The organism is Halomonas sp. SH5A2 (assembly GCF_014263395.1).
GTDB lineage: Bacteria > Pseudomonadota > Gammaproteobacteria > Pseudomonadales > Halomonadaceae > Vreelandella.
In genome coordinates this window covers 1352737-1375658 of sequence record NZ_CP058321.1, presented here as the reverse complement: position 1 = coordinate 1375658, position 22922 = coordinate 1352737, and the positions used below count along the sequence as shown (strand labels likewise).

Sequence of the window (22922 nt, the reverse complement as noted above, 5' to 3'; positions counted from 1 at the left end):
TCACGGGTTAATTAATTCTCGCGCATAGGATGCCAGATCGCTCGCCAGCAAGCCACGCTCACCGAACGCTGCCGCCGCTCGATCTGCCGCCAACGCATGCACCAGGGTGCCTAGCCAGGCACTGGTTTCGACATCGCCGCGCTGGGCAATCAGTGCGCCGAGCATCCCACTGAGCGCATCGCCCATACCGCCACTGGCCATGCCAGGGTTGCCGTAGGGGCATACCATCAAGCCGCCAGGGCCTGCCACCAGACTGCCCGCGCCTTTGAGTATCACCACGCCACCCCGCGCGCGCTGAAGTGCCTGGGCCGCTGCAGGTCGGTCAGTCTGAACATCCTCCACCGAACAGCCCAGTAAACGGGCTGCCTCACCTGGATGCGGCGTGAGCACCCAATCATCACGGCGTAAATCTGGCCAGTGGCGAGCCAGCAAAGTTAACCCATCGGCATCTACGACCAGCGGCACGGTTGCCTGCAAGGCACTTTGCAGGATGGCCTGCCCCCAAGCGGCCTGACCAAGCCCTGGTCCAACCACCACGGCATCCGCCTGCTGAGGCAGTTCAATGGCCTCGGCGCCACCCCGTACCGCATGGGCCATGACTTCCGGGCAGCGCACCAAACTGGCAGTAATATGCTCGGCAGCGGTTGCCAGACTGACTTTGCCCGCGCCCAAACGCGCCGCGGCCTGGGACGCCAGCAACGCCGCGCCGCCAAAGCCCGGCGCACCGCCCATCACCAATACGTGCCCCATACGGCCTTTATGACTGGTCCGCGAGCGCGGTGTGAACGCCTCGCTGAGCATGGCATCATCAAGGCGCCAGGCAGTGGGTGGAATATCAAAAAACGCCTGGGCCTTGACGCTCAGCGGACGGAAGTCGATTTCGCCCGTATACGCCGGGGCTTCACCGGTGTGCAGGCCAATCTTGTCGCCAATAAACGTTACGGTGCAGGCGGCTTCCACCGCCAAACCGAGCACTGCACCGGTATCTGCTGCCAGCCCCGACGGAATATCAATCGACAAGACCGGCTGAGGCGCTGCGTTGATGAGCTCGATAGCTCGTTGATAGCGCCCCGACACCTCGCCGTTCAAGCCGGTTCCAAGCAGCGCATCGACAATCACTTCGCCAGACAACACCGTCGCGGGGTGCCACTCTTCGCAGCTCACTCCGGCTTGGCTGGCCAGTTGCGCGGCACGAAAGGCATCGTCCTTCAGCTCATCCAACGGCTTTAGCGAAATACGCTGGACTTTAAGCCCTGACTGCATCGCCAGAGCTGCCAGCACATGGCCATCGCCACCGTTGTTGCCGCTCCCGCACAGCACCGTGACGCTGCGCGCCTGGGGCCAACGGGAGCGAAAACTGTGCCACGCGCTCGATGCCGCACGCTGCATCAAGGCAAAACCATCAATTCCCCCGGCAATCGTGCGCCGATCCAGCTCGCGTACTTGAGCCGCTTTATAAAGAGGGCGTAACGTAGACGTTGTTAAGCGAGACACGATCTCTCCTTTCGCATGTTGTGATGCCCGGCAATGCGTTAGCATAGCTCGGCTAATGCCTAACCGTTGAGTATCAACACCCAATTCCTCTGGCTTTTCTTTTTTGCGACGAAGCGGCGCACTCCATGCTTTCAGACGACACCCTTGCAGGCCTTGCCGATCTCATTAAAACCTGGGGGCGTGAGCTTGGCTTTCAGCAGGTGGGCATTACCGACACCCAGCTGGACAGCCACGAAACGCACCTCAACGCCTGGCTGGACAAAGGGTACCACGGTGAAATGGGCTTTATGGCCAAACACGGTACCAAGCGTACCCGCCCGGCCGAACTGGAACCCGGCACACGGCGGGTGATCAGCGTGCGCATGGATTACCTGCCTGCCGAGGTAGAAAGCACCAAGGTCCTCGGCCAACCCCGTCGCGCCTATGTGTCGCGCTATGCACTTGGGCGGGACTATCACAAACTGATGCGCAAGCGCCTGGCACAGTTGGCGAAACAGATCGAGCACGAGGTCGGTGCGTTTGGCTACCGCGCCTTTGTCGATTCGGCACCGGTCATGGAACGCGCACTCGCTCAGAAAGCCGGCCTCGGCTGGTTCGGCAAAAACGCCATGCTGCTCAACCCCAAAGCTGGCTCACTGTTTTTCCTGGGTGAGCTGTACACCGACTTGCCGCTTCCCGTCGATGCCCCCTTTGAAGAAGAGCACTGCGGCAGTTGCAGCGCCTGTCGAACCGCCTGCCCTACCGGGGCCATCGTCGACGATAAGGTCATTGATTCACGCAAGTGCATTTCGTACCTGACCATTGAGCTGCACGGCGCCATTCCAGTGGAATATCGCCGCGCCATGGGCAACCGCATTTATGGCTGCGACGACTGCCAACTGGTATGCCCCTTCACTCGCTTTACCCGCGCCACCCAGGAGGAAGACTTTGCGCCGCGCCATGACCTTGACCGTGCGTCGCTTGTTCGCCTGTTCACCTGGGGAGAAGAGGAATTTCTCGCCAAGACGGCTGGCAGCCCCATTCGCCGCATTGGCTACGAGCGCTGGCTGCGCAATATCGCCGTGGGCCTGGGCAACGCGCCCTGGAGCGAAGCCGTTGAGGCCGCACTCTGGGCGCGCAGAGCCTTTCCAAGCGAACTGGTACGCGAACATGTTGCCTGGGCACTTGAAGAGCAGCGCCTCAAGCGCGAAACTCGCATTGCCACCGCCGCGTCTTAGTCTTTAGTGGGGAATTATTCCTCTTCATCGCTCTGCGTCTCGAGGCGCAAAAACGTGTTGCGATAATGAGAAAGCTCGGCAATCGACTCTTTAATATCGTCCATTGCCAAGTGGACGTTTTGCTTCTTGAACCCGGCCAGTGCGCCTGGGTTCCAGCGTTTGGCCAGCTCTTTAACGGTGGATACATCCAGGTTGCGGTAGTGGAAAAACGCCCACAGCGCGGGCATTTCACGCTCCAGAAAACGCCGGTCCTGATGGATACTGTTGCCGCACATGGGCGAGGAGCCCGGTGTCACGTACTGGCGTAGAAAGTCGAGGGTTTGCTGCTCGGCCTCAGCCGTTTCCACCCTGCTAGCTTTCACCCTAGCAACTAACCCCGACTCACCGTGGGTCTTTTGATTCCAGTCATCCATCTGCGCCAGCAGGCTATCGGGTTGCTTCACGGCGATCACTGGCCCTTCCGCCACAAGGTTCAAGTGGGCGTCGGTGACCAGGGTAGCGACTTCAATTATGCGCTCCTTATCAGGGTCCAACCCGGTCATCTCCAGGTCAATCCAGACCAGCCGGTCATCACGCGGTGCATTCTGTTCGCTCATCGTGCTCTCCATAATGTTGGGTCATTCGTTACCCTGCGTCAGTTAACAGGTACAATGATGCCATTGTACCGAGCATCGGGTGGTCATGAGCAAACGTAAATTAAGCCGTCAACAGCGTTGGCGGGTCGAGAAGGTTCAGTCAGAACGTGCCCAGCGCGCTGAAAAGCGCGATACACAGGATGCCGAGAAACTTGCCGCCGGCGAATACGGGGCCGAACAGCCGGGGCGCGTGATGGCGCATTTTGGGCGCACGCTGGAGGTGCGCAATGCCGATGGTGTGCCGGTGCGCTGCCACTTGCGTGCCAATCTGGACGGATTGGTAACCGGTGACCGCGTCATCTGGCGGGCAGGTCAGGAAGGCTCCGGAGTCGTGGTGGCTCGCGACGAACGCGCAAGCGTGCTCAAGCGTCCTGATGCGCGCGGCTTGCTCAAACCGGTGGCGGCCAATATCGACCAGATACTCATCGTTTTCGCCGTCGAACCCGCGCCTCATCCCAATTTGATCGACCGTTATTTAGTCGCTGCCGAAGCCACCGGTATTGCACCGGTGCTGGTGCTCAATAAAACCGACTTACTACCGGACGATGGTGGCGAGTTAGGGCAGTTATTGGAGCGCTACCGCCATTTGGGCTACACCGTAGTGCGCACGACGACCGCGACAGATTCAGGACTGGATGCGCTGCGCCGCCAGCTTGAAGGACGCACGTCGGTATTTGTCGGCCAAAGCGGCGTAGGCAAGTCATCGCTGATCGACCTGCTGCTACCCGATGAAACCCTGCGCATCGGGGCCCTGTCTGAAGATTCACGCAAAGGCACCCATACAACGACAACGGCACGGCTTTATACCATGCGCACGGATGAAGTCATCGACGGTGAATTGATCGACTCGCCAGGTATTCGTGAATTTGGCCTGATCCATCTTGATGAACAGGCGGTCACCGACGGTTTCATTGAGTTCCGGCCGTTTATCGGCCACTGCCGTTTTCGCGACTGCCGCCACCGTGCTGAGCCGGGTTGTGCTTTACTTGAAGCAGTAGAGGCAGGCAAGATCCATCCCGAACGATTTGCCAGCTACAGGCGTATTGTTGATAGCCTGAATGCTGAACCCATAAGGAGTCGCCCATGAGCACCGAGAGCCACTCGTCTGAAACCAACGTGCTACCTTTGATTGTTGAGCCCGAGCAACTTCAGGAACGCCTGGACGACCCTCAGCTACTTATCATCGATGTGCCGGTAAACCCCGACAGCTACCGCCAGGGCCATGTGCCTGGCGCCATTTTCCTCGACTTCCGCTATTTGATGCGTGGTGAAGGGCCTGTTCCCAACGATGTGCCCAGCGTTGAGGCGCTTTCGCGGCTGTTCAGCGCGCTCGGCCTTACCCGCGATACCCATGTCGTCGCCTACGATGACGAAGGCGGCGGCTGGGCGGCGCGGCTACTGTGGACGCTGGAGCTTATCGGCCATACCCGCTATTCCTATCTGAACGGCGGCATACACGCTTGGCGCGATGAAGGACTTGAAGAAAGCACCGAGCCCTCAGCGCCTACACCCAGCGATTATCAGGCCGAAATACTCAATCCCCAGGCGCTGATTACCGCCGACGAGATCAAACAGAAGCTCGACGATAAACAGTTTGCCATCTGGGATGCACGCTCAACCGCCGAATACGACGGCGAGAAGGGTAACAATAAGCATCTTGGACATATTCCGGGGGCGGTCAACATGGATTGGCTGAACGTCATGGATCGCCACCGGGCTCTGCGCATTCGCGATTACGCCGAACTGGTGACCGAGCTCGGTGCGCTCGGCCTGACCCCTGAAATGGAAATCGCCACCCACTGCCAAAGTCACCACCGCAGCAGCTTCACCTGGCTGGTCGGCAAGGCGCTAGGCTTTAACATGCGCGGCTATGCGGGCTCCTGGGGTGAATGGGGCAACCGCGACGACACGCCGATCGAGAAGTGAAGATATTATTGTGACCTTTTCCCAAAAAGCTTTTTCGCTGATTCAGTACCCGCTGCCTCACCACGCGCTCTCGCGTCTGACCGGCCTGTTTGCCCAGTGTGATAATCCCTGGGTCAAAAACACTCTGATCAACGCCTTTATCAGGCGCTTTAACGTGGATATGAGCCAGGCGCTGGAGCCTGACCCGGCGGCCTATACCACCTTTAACGACTTTTTTACTCGCGCGCTAAAAGAGGATGCCCGTCCGATTCACGAAGGCATTATCAGTCCCGCCGACGGCACACTTTCACAGTATGGCCGCTTCCAGGCTGGCCAGCTCGTTCAAGCCAAGGGACATACCTACTCGGCGCAAACCCTGCTCGGCGGCGATACAGCGCTGGCAGAAGAGTTTCTCGGCGGCAGCTTTGCGACGGTGTACCTCTCGCCAAAGGACTACCATCGAGTGCATATGCCGGTCACCGGCACGCTGCGGGAAATGATCTACGTCCCCGGAAGGCTGTTCTCGGTCAACCAGGCCACGGCCAACTATGTGCCGGGTCTATTTGCCCGCAACGAACGACTGGTGTGCATCTTTGATACCGAACAGGGGCCAATGGCCATGGTCCTGGTGGGCGCCATGATCGTCGCGGCGATCGAAACCGTCTGGTCGGGCCAGGTCACACCGCTTTCCGGCCATCCTCAGCGCATGCAGTTTGGCCAACCGGTCACCCTGGAAAAAGGCGCTGAAATGGGCCGCTTCAAGCTCGGCTCCACGGTGGTGATGTGCTTTGCCAAACCGGTCAATTTCGAAGAGCGACCCCTCGCCACGATGGTCAGCATGGGAGAGTCACTGGGGAGTTATTGATCGCTAATGCCAATATCTAGCAATTAGGCGTCGAGAACGCCAGCACGTCTTCCAGGCGTGCTTTGCCAAGCGCCAGCTGCACCAGACGGTCAATTCCCAGCGCCACCCCAGCCCCATCTGGCATGCCATGGTCAAGGGCGGCCAGCAGGCGTTCATCCACGTCCACCTCAGGCAAGCCCAAACGGCGGCGCTCGGCGTTATCTTCAATAAAGCGGGCACGCTGCTCAGCCGCATCGGTCAGTTCATCGTAACCGTTGGCCAATTCAATGCCGTTTAGGTAAAGCTCAAAGCGTGAGGCAACCCACTCACCGTCAGTATCTTGATGGCGACGTGCCAGCGCCGCCTGGCTTGCCGGGTAATCCACCACCACACTCAGTTCGTTGCGCCCTAACTGCGGTTCTATCACCAGCCCCATCAACAAATCGAGGCACGTATCGCGCCCCTCGTTCGCCATCGCCCCATTCGGCATCTGACCGTGATCAGTTGCCAGCCTGCGCAATGCCTCTAGCGAGGTAGTGAACGGGTCGACCGCTAAATGGGTATGAAACAGCTGACGATAACGGTAATGCACCACCGGCCCGTAAAAACTAGGCAGAATATTAGCGACCAAGGTGGTCGTTTCGTCGATCAGATCTGCCAGGGTAAATCCTGGGCGGTACCATTCCAGCATGGTGAATTCGAGGTTGTGCCGGGCGCCCACTTCGCCATCGCGGAAGCTTCTTGCCAGCTGAAAAATAGGACCGCTACCCGCCGCCAGCAGCCTCTTCATATGAAATTCCGGCGAGGTTTGCAGCCACAGCCGACGCTGGCCTTTATCGGTACGCGCCATTGTGGCAAGCGAGACCAGATGGACATCGGTGCTGCCGCCCTGCCCTAAAACCGGCGTCTCAACCTCCAGCACATCGCGCGCAGCAAAAAAACGCCGTACGCTCGCCAGTAAACGGGCTCGCTCACGCAGCGTGTCGATGGTTGCCGTCGGTCGCCAACTTTCCGTCATTGGCCTTTCTCCAAAAAATAAAGCCACGCGCTGGGGCGTGGCTGTCAATATGCTACGTTCCTGGAGCCTTCTTAGGCACGCGAGACGTATTCACCACTACGCGTATCAATCTTGAGGACTTCCCCCTCATTGATAAACAGCGGCACACGCACCACCGCACCGGAAGACAAAGTCGCAGGCTTGGAGCCGCCTTGGGCGGTATCGCCTTTCAAACCCGGGTCGGTTTCAACCACTTCCAGCTCGATAAAATTGGGGGCTGATACCTGGATAGCGTTGTCGTTCCACAAGGTAACGGTATAAGGCACCTGCTCCTTTAACCATTTTTCGGTCTCGCCGAGCGCTTTCTTTTCCACCGCATACTGCTCGAAGGAGCCATCGGTTTTCATGAAGTACCACATTTCGCTATCGTTATAGAGATACTCCATCTCCAGCTCCATGACGTCGGCACCCTCTAACGAATCACCCGATTTAAAGGTACGCTCGCCCACGCGGCCGGTCATCAGGTTACGCAGCTTGACGCGGTTAAAGGCTTGGCCTTTGCCCGGCTTGACCAGCTCGTTCTCTATGATCGAGCAAGGATCACCGTCGAGCATTACTTTCAGACCGCCCTTGAATTCGTTGGTAGAATAGTTCGCCATATTGCCTCTCAATGATGCATTTCAGTAACGTGAGGCGCGATGTATCGCTTCGCCTCTGAGGATCGTTTTTGGATAAGTGCGCGCATGATAACCCGAAGGAGGGCTTTTTGCAGGAGAACATCATTATCGCCGACAAGCGCCCCACGACCCAAGTTGCGTCTTGGCAGCGGCAGCTCTCCCAGGCGATTCGCGACCCGGCGGCCCTGTGCCAGCAGCTTGCGTTGAGCGATGAATGGCTGCCGGGTGCTCAAACAGGGCACCAACTGTTTGATATCTGCGTACCCGACGCCTATTTATCGCGCATTACCCCCGGCGACCCTCATGACCCACTGTTGCGTCAGGTGCTACCGCTCGACGACGAGGCTCTGACGCCGCCCAACTACGTGACCGATCCCCTCGAAGAGGCCGATCATCAGCCTGCCAAAGGGCTGATTCACAAGTATGCGGGCCGCGTGTTGCTGATCGCCAGCCCCAATTGTGCGATCAACTGCCGCTACTGCTTTCGCCGCCATTTTCCTTACAGCGACAACTCACCCTCCAGGGCACAGTGGCAGGAAGCCCTCGACTACCTACGCGCCGACACCTCCATTCACGAGGCGATTCTCTCCGGTGGTGATCCGCTGGCGGCCAATGACCGCCAACTGGCCTGGCTGGTCGAGCAGCTTGAAAGCATCCCGCATCTCAAACGGCTGCGCATTCACACGCGGCTTCCGGTGGTAATCCCTGACCGGGTTGATGACGCCCTGCTTGGCTGGCTGGCCTCGACCCGCTTGCAAAAAGTTGTGGTACTGCATATCAACCACGCCAACGAGATTGATCAGGCAGTAGTCGATGCCTGCGCTCGGCTTAAACAAGCGGGTGCGACACTACTCAACCAAAGTGTCCTGCTGCGCGATGTTAACGACGACGTGACAACCTTAGCCACACTGTCTGAACGGCTGTTCGAGGCGGGCATACTGCCCTACTACCTGCACGTGCTGGACCCCGTTCAGGGCGCTGCGCATTTTGATGTACCGGATGAAGAAGCCCGCGAGCTGGTGACTGCGCTGCGCGACCATTTGCCGGGGTTCTTAATGCCGCGGCTAGTACGGGAAATTCCTGGTAAAGGAAGTAAAACGCCGCTTTGACGCTGACCAATCGGATCAAACCGGTGCAGAAGCCAACGTTTACGCACCATTAAAATGCATAAAGCGAGTCGCTGCACCTGTCACCTTAACGGTGTATTAAATCTAATTATCTGAAATTCAAAGAATTAGATTAAATCGGCCACGATTTTGCTAGGTATATAAGCGTAACAATCGGGGTATCGGTAGCTAACGCTGCCAGACAATTCAGTTTCCAATAGATCGCTAGGGTTCCGACACCATCAACGTATGACCCCTGATGGATGTGGCTGGTCCGAGAGCAATCGACCTAACGCTAAAGCGGTAGGTTACACGGCGGGACAAAAGCCCGGGAGGATAAGGTGCAGCGATGCGCCGATGCCCCCGAGTTTTCTCTTAGCCGCTGGAGGCTGCCATGACCCGTTCCATTCGTTTATCTGCTACAACCTTGTCGCTCCCACTCTCTGCCGCACTGCTGGCCGCATCGCTCACTAGCACCCCCGTTCAAGCACAAGAACGCGATGAATTTAGCGTCTGCTGGTCTATCTATGCCGGGTGGATGCCATGGGGCTATCTCGACGACAGCGGCATCATGGATAAATGGGCCGACAAGTACGACATCAACGTTGATATCGTCCAGGTGAATGACTACGTCGAATCAATCAACCAGTTTACCTCTGGCAACGTTGACGGCTGCGCCATGACCAATATGGACGCCTTGACCATTCCTGCCGCCAGCGGGGTCGATTCCACCGCGCTTATCGTCGGCGACTATTCAGACGGTAACGACGGCGTTGTGCTCAAAAATACCGACAACCTTGAGGACATTGCTGGGCGCGACGTCAATCTGGTCCAGTTCAGCGTATCGCATTATCTCCTGGCCCGGGCGCTAGACAGCGTCGGCATGAGCGAGCGCGATGTCACCACGGTGAATACCGGTGACGCCGATATCGCCAGTCTTTTTGCCAGCCGCGATGAAGTCGACGCCGTAGTGACCTGGAACCCGCAGCTTTCCACTGTCACTGATCTGGAAGACAGCCACCTGGTTTTCAATTCCAGCGAGATTCCCGGCGAGATTCTGGACCTCATGGTGGTTAATACCGATACCCTGGCGGCCAATCCCGATTTTGGCCATGCCCTGGTAGGCGCTTGGTATGAAGTCATGGCGCTGATGGCAGCCGATGATGAAGAAGCCCTAAGCCAGATGGCCAACGCGGCAGGCACCGACCTTGAAGGCTACCGCGCCCAGCTCGACGCAACCCGGATGTACACCGATCCCAGCGAAGCCCTGACGCTTATCCAGGGCGAAGAGCTACTCACCACCATGCAACGGGTCGCCGAATTCAGTTTTGAACATGGTTTGCTGGGTGATATGGCGCCCGATGCTGAAGTCGTCGGCATAGAAACGCCCCAAGGTGTGTTTGGCGACGAGGGCAACATTAACCTGCGCTTCGATCCAAGCTTCACTCAGGCCTATATCGACGCTCAGGAATAACCCCATCGATAGCCATCGGCGCTGGATGTCAGCGCCGACCTCTGCTTTCTCTGCTGATGGAAATCGTCCATGAAGCGATTCATTAATATTACCCCGTCACGAGGAGGACGCTGGCTGCTCGGGCTGGTGCCACTCCTGCTGATTGCCATGGTTTATATCGGCTTATCGACAGCACGCCTCGCCGATAATCCTGACGACCGCCTGCTCCCAGCCCCAGCCACCATGGCCGAAACTTTTATCACACTGGCAACAGAAGCCAACCGCCGCACCGGTGATATCGTCCTCTGGGCAGACACGGCTGCCAGCCTCGAACGGTTACTCATTGGTGTCGCCATTAGTGCCACACTCGGGCTCACGGTAGGGCTTTTAAGTGGCGGTCTACCGATTATTCGCGCCAAGTTTTCACCGCTTATTACGGTGCTATCGCTGATTCCCCCCATGGCGGTACTGCCCATTCTGTTTATCGCTTTTGGCACGGGCGAAGCCGCCAAAATCGCGCTGATCGTGATAGGCGTAACCCCCTTTCTGATCCGCGATATACAAGGTCATGCCTTGCGACTTCCTGACGAGCAGTTGATCAAGGCACAAACCCTAGGCGCCAGCTCCTGGCAGGTGCTGATCAGAGTATTGTTGCCACAACTGACCCCACGACTCATCAACGCCACCCGCCTGGCCCTGGGCACCGCCTGGCTGTTTTTGATCGCCGCCGAAGCGATTGCCGCCCAGGAAGGTCTTGGCTACCGCATCTTTCTCGTCCGTCGTTATCTTTCCATGGACATAATCCTGCCCTATGTGGCCTGGATCACCCTGCTGGCGTTCCTGCTTGACCAACTGTTGGCCTGGGTGTCGCGGCTGGCATTCCCGTGGTACCACGCAGGCGAAGGAGATAATTCATGAGCCTGCTGGCGGCCAAACGGTTAGAAAAGCACTACGGGAATCACGTGGTGCTGGAAAACCTTAATTTCAGCGTTGAGGCTGGCGAGTTTGTCACCTTAGTGGGTGCCTCGGGTTGCGGTAAAACCACCTTTTTGAAAATGCTGCTGGGCACCGAAGCCACCTCACGAGGCAGCTTAACCCTGGATGATCAGCCCATTCCCAATGAACCGGGGCCGGATCGCGGCGTGGTGTTCCAGAAGTACTCGGTGTTCCCACACTTAACCGTGCTCGGTAACGTGATGATTGCCGATGAGCTACACAGTTCCAGGCTGTTGGGCAAGAGTTTCGGTGCCGCCAAGCGTCGCGCTGTGGAAAAAGCCCGCGCTCGTATCGACGAAGTCGGCCTGGATCACGCGCTTAACAAATACCCCCACGAGCTTTCCGGTGGTATGCAGCAGCGCCTGGCCATCGCCCAGGCGCTGATGATGCGGCCGCGTATTTTGTTGCTTGATGAGCCTTTCGGCGCCCTGGACCCGGGCATTCGTCAGGATATGCACGTGCTGATCAACCGCCTGTGGCAAGAGCAGCAGCTCACCATCTTTATGATCACCCACGATCTTAAAGAGGCGTTTGAGCTGGGCACCCGACTGTGGGTCTTCGATAAAACCCGCCACGACCCACAGGCACCGGAAGCGTTTGGGGCCACGATCACCTACGACCTGCCCATTTCGAGAGACCGTCCCTCAACAGATGTACAAGAGGCGCTTCAACAAGGCGGCCTGAAAACCCACACCCAGGAGACGCTGCTATGACAGACGCTGCTATGAATAGCGAACCCGCTTACACCACCCATTTACCCGGCGGCCACCACTGGTCGCTACGCCTGCGCCGCGGCACCACTTTAACCCTGACCGCGCAGGAAGCCGACAGCAACGTAGGGTTTTTGTGCTACAACCCGGAAAACCTGCTGGAACGCTTAAACCTGCCGGACACCTTAAAGTGCCAGCACACCTTTAAGCTGACTCAGGGCCACTGCCTTTACTCCGATATGGGGCGCATTTTTGCCTCCATCACCCATGATGACCTGGGCTGGCACGATAGCGTTGGCGGCAACCTGATGCCCCATCATCTGCTGAAAAAAGGCTGGCAGCCGGTCAGCTATCAGCAGGCCCACAACGACTGGACCCTCACCGGTTTCGACGCCTTTCTGGTGGAGCTCGCCAAGTACGGCCTGGGTCGTCGGGATATGGCCGCCAATCTCAACCTCTTCTCCCGGGTCGAGAGCGACGACGAAGGCAAGCTGCGCTATGTGCCGGGTCATTGCCAGCCCGGTAAAAGCGTCACACTGCGTTTTGAGATGGACACGTTGGCGCTGCTGCACACCTGCCCGCACCCCCTCGACCCCAGCGCCGACTATCCCCGCCGCGGCGTGGATATCGCCCTCGGCACCGCCGGGCCGGTGACAGAAGACGACCCCTGTTACCGCTCGCGGCCCGAAAACGCCCGCGGCTTTGCCAACAATCGCCTCTACCACCTCGGCTTATAAGGGAGATACCGCATGATTATTGAAAGTACTCTACGCCCCGAAAACGCCTTGAGCCGCACCACGGTGAATGCAGGCGATCACTACATTGGCACGGTCAAGCGCGGACAGATCCTGCGCATTCTCGATTTAGAGGGCAATCAAGCCGCCGACACGCTGTTCTTCAGTGCTGACGATACCAGCGAGCGCTACAGCGCCATGGATACGGTACGCGAGCAGGGCGCGGTCTACCTCACCGCAGGCACCACGCTGATGTCCAGCGAAGGCCGAGCCATGCTGACGATCAGCGCCGACACCTGTGGCCGCCACGACACCCTGGGCGGCGCCTGCGCCAGCGAGAGCAACACCGTGCGCTACGACCTGGAAAAGCGCCATATGCACTCCTGCCGGGATAACTGGATGCAGGCGATTGCCAACTATCCGGAGTTCGGGCTTACCAAGCGCGATATCACCCACAACATCAACTTCTTTATGAACGTGCCGGTCACCGCCGACGGTGGGCTGACGTTTGAGGACGGCATCTCCGCGCCAAGCAAATACGTGGAGATGATCGCCGAGATGGATGTGATCGTACTGGTCTCCAACTGCCCCCAGCTCAACAACCCCTGCAACGGCTACAACCCCACCCCCATTGAGCTGTTGGTTTGGGAATAAGTGATTCGCCCTAGGGACGACCCTAGAAGGCCAAGCAACCTGCGGGACGACCCGCCTTTGTTTGCAGGCAGTGCCATGTCCATCAATACAACGTTTAGCAAAGTCCTGATTGCCAACCGCGGCGCCATTGCCGCACGCATTTTACGCACCCTGAAAGCCCTCGGTGTGGGCAGCGTGGTGGTTTACGCCGACGCGGATCGCGACGCCCCCTACGTCCACCAGGCCGATGAGGCTTACTCTCTCGGCGAGGGTGGCGCCAGCGACACCTATCTGGATATCGACAAGCTGATCGCCATTGCCAAACAAAGCGGCGCCCGGGCAGTGCACCCCGGCTACGGTTTTCTGTCAGAGAACACCCGCTTTATTGAAGCCTGCGATGCAGAAGGCCTGATCTTTTTAGGCCCCACCGCCGAGCAGATTGAACAGTTTGGCCTCAAACACCAAGCCCGTGCGCTGGCCGAAAAAGCCGGAGTGCCGCTGGTACCGGGCTCCGAGCTGCTTGCAAGCGTTGATGAAGCCCTCAAAAGCGCCGAGCAGATCGGCTACCCGGTGATGCTTAAATCCACCGCCGGTGGCGGCGGTATCGGTATGCAGGTGTGCCAAAACGCCGCCGAACTTGAGCGCGCCTTTGACTCGGTCAAGGGCCTTGGCCAGCGCAACTTCGGCGACAGCGGCGTGTTTCTGGAAGCCTATATCGCCCGCGCCCGCCATATCGAGGTGCAGCTCTTTGGCGACGGCCAGGGCAATGTGGTCGCGCTCGGCGAGCGGGACTGCTCCACCCAGCGCCGCCACCAAAAGGTGCTCGAAGAGTGCCCTGCCCCCAACTTGCCGGAACAGGTTCGCCAGGCGCTGCACGACACCGCCGTTCAGTTGGGCAAAGCGGTCAACTACCGCAGCGCCGGTACCGTCGAGTTTATTTATGACACCGAGCGCCAAGCGTTCTATTTCCTTGAGGTGAACACCCGGCTCCAGGTCGAGCACGGCGTTACCGAGATGGTCTACGGCGTCGACATTGTCGAGTGGATGGTAAAACTGGGGGCGGGCCAACTGCTCTCCCTTGAATCACTGACAAAAGACCTTTCCCCCATCGGCCACGCAGTACAGGCGCGCCTCTACGCCGAAGACCCCGCTCACGACTTTCGCCCCAGCGCAGGCTTACTCACCGAAGTCGATTTCCCAAAGGCTGACGGCCTGCGCATCGACCATGCCATCGAGGCCGGGCTGGAAATCTCTGCGTTGTTTGACCCCATGCTGGCCAAAGTCATTGTTCACGCCGATAGCCGCTTTGCTGCTATTGAACAGTTGGCGGACACCCTTGATCACGCCAGCGTATACGGTATTACCACCAACCGCACCTGGCTTGCCCATGTGCTGCGCGCCGAGCGTTTTCAGCAGGCGGATCTAGACACGCACTGGCTCACCACGCTGGAGTGGGCACCGCCCGTTATCGAGGTGCTCGCGCCTGGCACGATGACGACCATTCAGGATTTCCCTGGCCGCCAGGGCCACTGGGATGTGGGTGTGCCGCCCTCGGGGCCATTTGATGACTGGTCGTTTAGGCTGGGTAATCGTTTGCTCGACAATCCCGCCGATGCCGCCGGGCTGGAGATCACCCTCACCGGGCCGACGTTGCGTTTTCACCGCGCGACGCAAATTGTGCTGGCGGGCGCCGAGCTCTCTGCAACGCTCGATGAAGAAACGGTTGCCTTCTGGCAAGTGATTGATATTCCCGCGGGCGCCACGCTAACACTGGGCAAGGCCGCCGTGGGCGCTCGCGCCTATTTATTGATGCGTGGCGGTATCAGGTGCCCGCGCTATCTAGGCTCCCGCAGTACCTTTACCCTGGGTCAGTTTGGTGGCCATGGCGGCCGCGCGCTGCGCAGCGGCGATATGCTCGATTTACCCACGCTCACGCCCGTCTCGGCGGCCCAGCTGGATCACACGCTTATACCGACCTTTGGCCATAAAAGCGGCGGTCAAACCTGGAATGTGGCCGTACTCTACGGCCCCCACGGCGCGCCGGACTTTTTTACCGATGACGATATCGAGCGCTTCTTCGACCACGAGTGGGAAGTCCACTACAACTCCAGCCGCACCGGCGTAAGGCTGATTGGCCCGCGGCCGGAGTGGGCCCGCGCCGACGGCGGTGAGGCGGGCCTGCACCCCTCCAATATTCACGATAACGCCTACGCCTTCGGGACCATCGACTTTACCGGCGATATGCCGGTGATTCTTGGCCCCGACGGGCCATCACTAGGCGGCTTTGTCTGCCCCGCCACCGTGGTGCGCGCCGAGCGCTGGAAGCTGGGCCAGCTCGCCGCCGGCGATAAAATACGCTTTGTGCCGGTCAGTCTTGCCACTGCCCGCGCCCTGGAAGAGCGCCAGCTCGCCCAGTTGGCATCTCTCACCGCAGTGTCCGTAGAAGAGCGTCAGCCAGAGCGCGACACCCCTATCCTGCGCGATGTGCCCGCCGAGCAGGCCGGTGAGCGCATCGTTTACCGCCGCGCCGGGGACGATTTCCTGCTCATCGAGTTCGGCGCCATGGAGCTGGATATCGGGCTGCGCTTTCGGGTACACGCCTGGATGCTGTGGCTACAGGAGCATTCGCTACCCGGTCTGCGGGAACTAACCCCCGGTATTCGCTCGCTGCAGATTCACTACGAGCCTTTGGAACTGCCCCTGGATACGCTGCTCGCCCATCTGGAAAACGCCGAGCAGGCGTTGGTCGATGTGGAGTCACTGGAAGTCGAGTCGCGAGTGGTGCATCTACCGCTCTCCTGGGACGACCCCGCCTGCCAGGAAGCCATCGATAAATACCAGCGCAGCGTGCGCCCGGATGCGCCCTGGTGCCCCAGTAACCTCGACTTTATTCGCCGCATCAATGCCCTTGAAAGCGAGCAGCAAGTGCGCGATATCGTCTTCGATGCCCGCTATCTGGTGATGGGCCTGGGCGATGTCTACCTGGGCGCCCCTGTGTCGACGCCGCTCGACCCGCGTCAGCGTCTGGTGACGACCAAGTACAACCCAGCCCGCACCTGGACAGCGGAAAACTCCGTGGGCATCGGCGGCGCCTATTTGTGCGTTTACGGCATGGAAGGTCCCGGCGGCTACCAGTTTGTCGGCCGCACCCTGCAAATGTGGAACCGTTACCGCACCACGGCGCACTTCGAGAACCCTTGGCTGCTGCGCTTTTTTGATCAATTGCGCTTTCATGAAGTCAGCCACGAAGAGCTGGAGCAAATTCGTCGCGACTTCCCCCATGGTCGATACGACCTATCCATTGAAACCGCGCGCTTCCGCTTGGCGGACTACCAGGCCGAGATCGATAAGAACACCGAGGCGATAGAAGCCTTCCGCAGCCAACGCGAAGCCGCCTTCCAGGCAGAAATGGCCGCTTGGCGGGCCAATGGCCAGTTCACCTTTGAAGATCAGGCACCGGAAAGCACCGAAGTCACGACGCTTGATGACAACGAGCTGGGCATAGAAAGCCCTGTGACGGGCAGCCTGTGGAAGCTACTGGTTAAAGAAGGTGACCCGGTAGAGGCTGGCCAGCCAGTGGCTCTGGTGGAGTCGATGAAAATGGAAGTCGAGATCACCACCCACTGCGCAGGTCAGGTTGTACGGCTACCGATTGCTGAAGGTGCGTCCATTGCCCCCGGGCAGCCCATCGTTGTGCTTAGCGGTGAATAGGAGGCGTAATGCTGACCAATGAACATTGTTTTTATCGCATTTCGTCACGGTTAATAAATATATAGGAGTTCACTCATGCCACATCGCCTAGCACTCGACATCGCAAGCCTTCACGCCGCCTACCAGCAGGGTGAGCTCACCCCTGCTACGTTGATCGACGAGCTGCTCGCTCAAACCGATGCCCAGGGTAAAGAGCCCGCCTGGATTACTCGCTTGACGCGTGAGCAGTTGGAACCTTACTTGAAGCGCCTGGAAGGCGAATCACCGGAATCCTTGCCACTGTTCGGCATTCCATTTGCGATGAAGGACAATATCGATCTGGCGGGGATACCCACCACCGCGGGCAGCCCAGCGTATGCCTATACACCCACCGAAAGTGCCTTTGTGGTGCAGCAGTTGATCGATGCGGGCGCTATCCCCATGGGTAAAACCAACCTGGATCAGTTCGCCACAGGCTTGGTGGGCGAGCGGGCGCTCGACGTATACGGCACGCCTGCCAATGCCTTCGATCCTACCCTAGTGCCCGGCGGCTCCAGTAGCGGCTCGGCAGTAGTGACGGCAGCGGGTATGGTCAGCTTTGCGCTGGGTACCGATACTGCGGGCTCTGGCCGTGTGCCCGCCTGCTTTCATAATCTTTACGGGGTTAAGCCCAGCCTGGGGCTGCTCAGCACCCGCGGTGTGGTGCCCGCCTGCGCCACGCTGGATACCATCAGCCTGTTTGCGCTGACCGCTGACGATGCCGCCAAGCTGCTGGATATCACCGCGGGCTATGATGATCAGTGCGCCTGGTCGCGCCGGCATGACTTTGCCGTACACGGTAAGCGCTACGGTAAGGCGCCTGCGGCGTTTCGCTTCGGCGTACCGCTTGCATCCCAGTGGCAAACCGATGCGGCCTATACCCAAGGTATGCACCAGGCAATTGCCGAGCTGGAAGCCCTTGGCGGCGAAAAAGTTGAGCTGGACTGTTCACCGCTGCTGGCCGCAGCGCGCCTGCTCTACGAAGGCCCTTGGGTGGCTGAACGCTACCATGTAATTCGCGACCTGATGGCGAGCACTCCCGAGGCGGTACATCCAGTCACTTTCCAGATCACCCAGGGTGGCGCAACGCCGCTGGCGGTCGACGCTTTCGATGCGCGCTATAAGCTCGCCGAATACAAGCGCCAGGCCGACGCGCTAATTAGCCAGGTGGATGTGATGCTCTCGCCCACCACGGTCACGCATCCGAGCAAAGCCGAGGTGGCGGCGGATCCCATCGGCGTTAACTCCCGCCTGGGCACCTGGACCAACTTTATGAACCTGCTCGACTACAGCGCCCTAGCGGTGCCGGTGGGCTTTAGTGAGCGCGACCTGCCGTTGGGCGTCACGCTATTTGGGCCAGTGTTTGCTGACTTAATGCTGCTATCGCTGGCCCGTGCCCTCGAAGCGCGCTTAATGCTGCCGTTAGGCGCGACAAGCATTACACACCCGCCTTTAACGGAACTCCCCTCCTCCGCCCAAGATGGCAGCATGGAGCTAGTGGTATGCGGTGCACACCTAAAAGGCCTGCCGCTTAACCACCAGCTCACCCAACGCGGCGGCGAGTTGGTCAGCGTTACTCACAGCGCCCCGCGCTACAAACTGTTTGCCCTGGCGGGCGGGCCGCCTAAACGCCCGGCAATGCTGCGCGACGACAACGGCCAAGCCATTGAAGTGGAAGTATGGCGACTGCCAATCGAAACCCTAGGTAGTTTTCTCGTGGGCATTCCTGCACCGCTAGGTTTAGGCCAGGTGGAGCTCGCCGACGGCAGTTGGAAGTGTGGTTTTATCTGCACCGCAGGGGCGCTCAATGAAGGTGGCGAAGCAGAAGACATCACCGCCTTTGGCGGCTGGCGGGGGTGGTTGAAAACCCAAACCGCCTAATAAATAGAAAACCTGCAATCTGTTTAGATGTTCTCAAAAACCTCTAGATCATAATTTCATTTGCAAGGGTTCAAGACCCACTAACGGCGCATCAACACAGAATATAACGCCGAAAGTGGGTCTTTTAGCATGTTTAAAATGGCATACTAAGGTCGTAAAAGTATCGTTTTCTGCTAAAGTTATAGGGCTAACGATTTCCGACATTGACTTAGTCTCAATGTTGGCTACCTCACTCACCAGGAGGCCAACACGTTATGTCGTCACCTCTCTCGTCCAAATCGGGCGCTATCGTCCTTCTGATAGCCTCACTCGCCGGACTTGCCATCGCTCTGTATGCCTACTTCACGCCGCTAACCGGGGTCACGGGAACACTCGGGGCACTGGTGGCCATCGTGGCCTGTATCGCGCTTGCGGTGTTGAGCCTACTGCTCACCGCTGCAAAAGGGCGTGGCACATCCATTACCCTGCGGATACTCATTCTGTTAGGTCTCGGCGGTACATTTTTCGCCGCAACGCTGCTCCATCAGTGGTGGATCTGCGTTGCGATGGTGGTCGGTCTTATTGGCCTGATCCTAGATATGGTCCGCCCGGCGCGCCACGCGCGCCTCTCCCATTCTTAAGGAGCTGCTCATGTCGACTTTTTTATCCGCCACAAGCACTCCGTTTAAATCTGCCACGTCCAGATTAGCGGCGGTTACCACTCTGACGCTTTGCCTTACGCCTTTGACACTACTGGCCCAAGAGCAGTCAGAAGAGCAGGAGCAACCTACTGCTCAAGAGCAGTCAGGGGAGCAAGCATCAGCAGAGCAAGAGAATTCCCCATCGGACGAATCGACGAGCTCCGCCCCCATCCCCTTGGTGCCTGGAAACCCGATCTGGGACAGTTTCCACGGCCAGCTTAACGCCCAGAAATATAGCCCGCTTGATCAGATTAATGCCGACAACGTCGGCGAGCTGGAAAAAGTCTGGGAAGTGCATACTGGCGATGTGGCGGATGGCTCAGGCGATTTACCCGCGACGGTCTGGTCTGCCACGCCGGTGTTTGCCAACGACACGCTGTATATCGGCACACCGTTCTACCGGATCCTGGCGCTTGACCCTGCAAGCGGCGAAGAGAAATGGAGCTTCGATACTCAATCCTCCCTTGAAGCGCTAACCCAGCCCGCCCTGAAGAACCGCGGTGTGGCTTATTGGGAAGCAGACGACCCGGAAGCGGGCGAGCCCTGCCAGAAAATTATTTATATGGGCACCATGGATGCGCAGCTCTTCGCGGTCGACGCCAATAGCGGCGAACAGTGTGCTGAGTTTGCCGATAACGGCGTGCTCGACGTCAATCAGTGGAACGATACCAACGACCGCTGGCCGTTATCGCTACTCCAGCCGCCTACCGTGGTGGGCGACCATCTGATTCTCGGCTGGGCGGGAATGGACTGGGCCTATGAACAGGCCCCACCTGGCACCGTCTACTCTATTAATGCCCGCACCGGCGAGCGCGAATGGACTTTCCAGGCGCTCAGCGATGAAATGCGTGAGCAGAGCGGTACCGCCAACGTCTGGACGCATATGTCCGCCGATGAAGAGCTTGGCTTGGTGTATTTACCCGTTTCTTCGCCATCGCCGAACTACTGGGGCGGCAACCGCACCGAAGATGTCCCCCTGGGCACATCGACCACCGCGGTGGATATTGAGACCGGCGAAGTGGTCTGGTCACGGCAGTGGGTACATCACGACATCTGGGACTACGATACGGTTGCCGCCCCCACTCTGATGGATATTACCGTCGACGGTGAGGAGATACCCGCTCTTCTTCAAGCAACTAAGATGGGCTTTCTGTTTGTGGTTAACCGCGAAACCGGTGAAGACGTTTGGCCAATTGAGGAGCGGTCGGTCCCCGAAGGCGATGGCACCGTCGAAGGTGAAGTTTACGCCCAGACCCAACCCTTCCCTACCAAGCCTGAACCGCTATTAGATCAGTCCGAGAAACCCGAGGTTTGGGCGCTGGCTGATGCGATGAGTTTCGGCGAATGCTCGGCGCTCTGGAACGACCTCACTTATGAAGGCATGTACACGCCGCCCACGACTCAAGGCGAAGGCACGCTCGGCTATCCCATCAGCGCCGGTGGCGTACAATGGGGTGGCGTGGCCTTTGACCCTGAAAGCCAGACGGCCGTCGTCAACACTTCGCATATTGTGCAGTACATAAAGCTCTATAATCGCGAGGATTATGAGGCAGCTAATAGAACATCGGGCAACGAGAGCGGCTTTGCTCCCCAGGAAGGTGCCCCCTATGGGATGCGTTTAGAGATCGCACTCAATCGGTTTGGCATGCCCTGCTGGGAACCGCCTTTCGGTGAGCTTGTTGCTCTAGACATGACCACTGGGGATGTCAAATGGCGTCGTCCTGTAGGTGCATCGCAACAGTATGGGTTCTTTATGCCGGAAAGCTGGGGCTCACCCACCATCGGTGGCCCGGCAGTGACCGCGGGTAACGTCATCTTTATCGGCGCTTCGATGGATGCCAAGGTGCGTGCCTACTCCCTGGAAACCGGCGAGGAGCTGTGGTCAGATCAGACCGAGGCGCCCTCCGTCTCCAACCCCGCGGTCTATGAGTACAATGGCCGCCAGTATGTTGCCTTTGTTGCCGGTGGCAATACCATCCTGAAAGATCAGGTTGGCGATCAGATTACGGTTTACGCCCTGCCGCAATAACACTTGCGATTGATCAATAGAAAACCAACGGGGCGGCCTTGAGGCCGCCCCGTTTATGTTCAATCCCATCTCCTTAGTTAGTCTCGTCGGCTTGCTTTTGAGTCCGCTTGGCTAACGCACGATTAGCTGTTTTAAAACATACTCGCATCAGCGGCACCAACAGCCACAATAGCGGCGTGAGTAACCAGCGGTAGATAAAACGGGCAATCAACAGCACCGGCAGTAGCACGATTAGCCAGATTAGAAACTGGCCCAACCATACTGGCCAACCGAGCCAATTCGACAGGTTGGCACCGAGTGCGCTGACCAGGCTTGGATGGCGAGCCACTACATAGGCAGTACCTGCCACCGCTGCCACTTTAGCCATACGCGGCAAGGTCGCAAAACGACCGCTGCTGGTGGCGATCACACCTTGGCGCAAACCCGCGCGAGCGCCCTGGGCTTCCACGCTGCCCACCCGCGCAGAACGAGCGGCCCTGCCTGCCCGCAGCACCTTAACGGTGCTGGCCATGACCAGCAGATCGACACCGGCCCAACCAAGGTCGGCGGCGCCAATGGCGTCGCCGCGCCGCCACTGGCTTTCAAGATCGCGCAGGCCACTGGTAAAGAAATCACCAACTCCCGAGACCAGCCGCTCGCCTTGCAGCCATTCCACGTTGCCCTGATCACCTACCACAAACTGGTTAAGTAGCGCGTGGCCATTGGCGTCGAGCAGCATGATACCCATTTGCCCACGGCGGTAGGGATTAAGCTCGCTCGACGCTGCTTCGGTTTCGTCGCCCCACAAGCGGCTAACTTGTTGGTAGCGTTCGCCAAACCAGTGTTGGGCACTTAACGTGACAATATCGTTATCACGAAAGTAGCTGATGGGCAGTACCGTGTCTGCGCCGTAACGGACCAATACGCTCTGGAGTTCCGGTAAGTGACCATAGTCGGCGAGCACCCCTCGGGCCACATCACCATGGCGGGTCAGCGCAAGATAGGCGCTCATCCAGAGCGCCTGATCATGTGAGTAGCTCAGCAAAATCGCGTTGAGCTCCGGCGACTCATGCTGAAGTGTTGACTCAATTGAAGGCAGCGCCCGCTGGGCTTCGAGGCACACCAGTCGGGACTCAAACGGCTCGTGGGAAGCCACCGTTGATGCGACCCCGGCCACCAAAATGGCTACCAGCACGATAAGCTGCCAGGGCCGCAACATTGCC

Annotated in this window: 19 protein-coding genes and 1 riboswitch; of the genes, 14 read left to right on the top strand and 5 right to left on the bottom strand. The window is 58.7% G+C overall.

What is annotated here, in order from left to right; translation table 11 throughout:
- Complete coding sequence (locus tag HXW73_RS06360) at positions 1-1494, bottom strand: NAD(P)H-hydrate dehydratase (protein WP_186255414.1); 1494 nt, start codon at positions 1492-1494, stop codon at positions 1-3.
- Positions 1495-1619: 125 nt separating this feature from the next.
- On the opposite strand from HXW73_RS06360, the gene queG reads away from it, so the two are divergent.
- Entirely contained in the window at positions 1620-2711 is a 1092-nt protein-coding gene (gene queG, locus HXW73_RS06355; protein ID WP_186255413.1) for a tRNA epoxyqueuosine(34) reductase QueG, read from the top strand.
- A gap of 14 nt (positions 2712-2725) precedes the next feature.
- On the opposite strand, the gene orn is transcribed toward queG, so the two are convergent.
- Positions 2726-3307 carry an oligoribonuclease gene (gene orn / locus HXW73_RS06350; RefSeq protein WP_186255412.1) on the bottom strand — a complete coding sequence of 194 codons (582 nt, stop codon included), beginning with the start codon at positions 3305-3307 and terminating at the stop codon, positions 2726-2728.
- Positions 3308-3392: 85 nt separating this feature from the next.
- Here orn and rsgA point away from each other — a divergent pair, with 85 nt between their 5' ends.
- From rsgA to asd, 3 genes are read left to right on the top strand one after another with little or no spacing between them, the layout of a single operon-like run.
- Positions 3393-4433 (top strand): small ribosomal subunit biogenesis GTPase RsgA, encoded by a 1041-nt coding sequence (gene rsgA, locus HXW73_RS06345; protein WP_186255411.1) that lies wholly within the window; start codon positions 3393-3395, stop codon positions 4431-4433.
- Entirely contained in the window at positions 4430-5272 is an 843-nt protein-coding gene (locus tag HXW73_RS06340; protein ID WP_186255410.1) for a sulfurtransferase, read from the top strand. Before rsgA ends, HXW73_RS06340 begins: the two co-directional genes overlap by 4 nt.
- Positions 5273-5282: 10 nt before the next feature.
- Positions 5283-6116 (top strand): archaetidylserine decarboxylase, encoded by an 834-nt coding sequence (asd, locus tag HXW73_RS06335; protein ID WP_186255409.1) that lies wholly within the window; start codon positions 5283-5285, stop codon positions 6114-6116.
- Positions 6117-6132: 16 nt separating this feature from the next.
- On the opposite strand, the gene epmA is transcribed toward asd, so the two are convergent.
- Both epmA and efp read right to left on the bottom strand, forming a co-directional pair.
- Positions 6133-7113: an EF-P lysine aminoacylase EpmA gene (gene epmA, locus HXW73_RS06330; RefSeq protein WP_186255408.1), complete on the bottom strand. Its 981-nt coding sequence runs from the start codon at positions 7111-7113 to the stop codon at positions 6133-6135.
- 71 nt (positions 7114-7184) lie between these two features.
- Entirely contained in the window at positions 7185-7751 is a 567-nt protein-coding gene (efp, locus tag HXW73_RS06325; RefSeq protein WP_186255407.1) for an elongation factor P, read from the bottom strand.
- Positions 7752-7858: 107 nt separating this feature from the next.
- On the opposite strand from efp, the gene epmB reads away from it, so the two are divergent.
- From epmB to HXW73_RS06275, 10 genes are all read left to right on the top strand, one after another.
- Positions 7859-8878, top strand: coding sequence for an EF-P beta-lysylation protein EpmB (gene epmB / locus HXW73_RS06320; protein ID WP_186255406.1), 1020 nt, complete (start codon positions 7859-7861; stop codon positions 8876-8878).
- Positions 8879-9089: 211 nt separating this feature from the next.
- Positions 9090-9212: riboswitch (guanidine-I (ykkC/yxkD leader) on the top strand.
- 57 nt (positions 9213-9269) lie between these two features.
- Complete coding sequence (locus HXW73_RS06315) at positions 9270-10349, top strand: putative urea ABC transporter substrate-binding protein (RefSeq protein ID WP_186255405.1); 1080 nt, start codon at positions 9270-9272, stop codon at positions 10347-10349.
- Positions 10350-10418: 69 nt separating this feature from the next.
- Positions 10419-11246 (top strand): ABC transporter permease, encoded by an 828-nt coding sequence (locus tag HXW73_RS06310; protein WP_186255404.1) that lies wholly within the window; start codon positions 10419-10421, stop codon positions 11244-11246.
- Positions 11243-12037 (top strand): ABC transporter ATP-binding protein, encoded by a 795-nt coding sequence (locus HXW73_RS06305; protein ID WP_186255403.1) that lies wholly within the window; start codon positions 11243-11245, stop codon positions 12035-12037. Before HXW73_RS06310 ends, HXW73_RS06305 begins: the two co-directional genes overlap by 4 nt.
- Positions 12034-12771, top strand: a complete 738-nt coding sequence (locus tag HXW73_RS06300; protein ID WP_186255402.1) for an urea amidolyase associated protein UAAP1 — start codon at positions 12034-12036, stop codon at positions 12769-12771. Before HXW73_RS06305 ends, HXW73_RS06300 begins: the two co-directional genes overlap by 4 nt.
- A gap of 12 nt (positions 12772-12783) precedes the next feature.
- The gene (locus HXW73_RS06295) at positions 12784-13422 is read left to right on the top strand and encodes an urea amidolyase associated protein UAAP2 (RefSeq protein ID WP_186255401.1); all 639 of its coding nucleotides are present in this window, start codon (positions 12784-12786) and stop codon (positions 13420-13422) included.
- Between the two features lie 75 nt (positions 13423-13497).
- Positions 13498-17112, top strand: coding sequence for an urea carboxylase (gene uca / locus HXW73_RS06290; RefSeq protein WP_186255400.1), 3615 nt, complete (start codon positions 13498-13500; stop codon positions 17110-17112).
- Between the two features lie 75 nt (positions 17113-17187).
- On the top strand, positions 17188-19011 hold the full coding sequence (gene atzF, locus HXW73_RS06285) for an allophanate hydrolase (RefSeq protein ID WP_186255399.1): 1824 nt from the start codon (positions 17188-17190) through the stop codon (positions 19009-19011).
- 254 nt (positions 19012-19265) lie between these two features.
- Positions 19266-19631, top strand: a complete 366-nt coding sequence (locus HXW73_RS06280) for a hypothetical protein (RefSeq protein ID WP_186255398.1) — start codon at positions 19266-19268, stop codon at positions 19629-19631.
- Positions 19632-19641: 10 nt separating this feature from the next.
- Positions 19642-21720 (top strand): pyrroloquinoline quinone-dependent dehydrogenase, encoded by a 2079-nt coding sequence (locus HXW73_RS06275; RefSeq protein WP_186255397.1) that lies wholly within the window; start codon positions 19642-19644, stop codon positions 21718-21720.
- Between the two features lie 73 nt (positions 21721-21793).
- Here HXW73_RS06275 and HXW73_RS06270 read toward each other — a convergent pair whose 3' ends face one another.
- Entirely contained in the window at positions 21794-22915 is a 1122-nt protein-coding gene (locus HXW73_RS06270) for a hypothetical protein (protein ID WP_240538766.1), read from the bottom strand.
- Positions 22916-22922: the final 7 nt, after the last annotated feature.

Excerpts from the sequence above, each read along its gene's own strand:
- HXW73_RS06315 (WP_186255405.1), top strand. The coding sequence starts at position 9,270 with ATGACCCGTTCCATTCGTTTATCTGCTACAACCTTGTCGCTCCCACTC.
- HXW73_RS06280 (WP_186255398.1), top strand. The coding sequence starts at position 19,266 with ATGTCGTCACCTCTCTCGTCCAAATCGGGCGCTATCGTCCTTCTGATA.
- rsgA (WP_186255411.1), top strand. The coding sequence starts at position 3,393 with ATGAGCAAACGTAAATTAAGCCGTCAACAGCGTTGGCGGGTCGAGAAG.
- queG (WP_186255413.1), top strand. The coding sequence starts at position 1,620 with ATGCTTTCAGACGACACCCTTGCAGGCCTTGCCGATCTCATTAAAACC.
- uca (WP_186255400.1), top strand. The coding sequence starts at position 13,498 with ATGTCCATCAATACAACGTTTAGCAAAGTCCTGATTGCCAACCGCGGC.
- HXW73_RS06310 (WP_186255404.1), top strand. The coding sequence starts at position 10,419 with ATGAAGCGATTCATTAATATTACCCCGTCACGAGGAGGACGCTGGCTG.
- HXW73_RS06295 (WP_186255401.1), top strand. The coding sequence starts at position 12,784 with ATGATTATTGAAAGTACTCTACGCCCCGAAAACGCCTTGAGCCGCACC.
- HXW73_RS06300 (WP_186255402.1), top strand. The coding sequence starts at position 12,034 with ATGACAGACGCTGCTATGAATAGCGAACCCGCTTACACCACCCATTTA.
- HXW73_RS06275 (WP_186255397.1), top strand. The coding sequence starts at position 19,642 with ATGTCGACTTTTTTATCCGCCACAAGCACTCCGTTTAAATCTGCCACG.
- HXW73_RS06340 (WP_186255410.1), top strand. The coding sequence starts at position 4,430 with ATGAGCACCGAGAGCCACTCGTCTGAAACCAACGTGCTACCTTTGATT.
- orn (WP_186255412.1), bottom strand. The coding sequence starts at position 3,307 with ATGAGCGAACAGAATGCACCGCGTGATGACCGGCTGGTCTGGATTGAC.
- atzF (WP_186255399.1), top strand. The coding sequence starts at position 17,188 with ATGCCACATCGCCTAGCACTCGACATCGCAAGCCTTCACGCCGCCTAC.
- HXW73_RS06305 (WP_186255403.1), top strand. The coding sequence starts at position 11,243 with ATGAGCCTGCTGGCGGCCAAACGGTTAGAAAAGCACTACGGGAATCAC.
- epmA (WP_186255408.1), bottom strand. The coding sequence starts at position 7,113 with ATGACGGAAAGTTGGCGACCGACGGCAACCATCGACACGCTGCGTGAG.
- efp (WP_186255407.1), bottom strand. The coding sequence starts at position 7,751 with ATGGCGAACTATTCTACCAACGAATTCAAGGGCGGTCTGAAAGTAATG.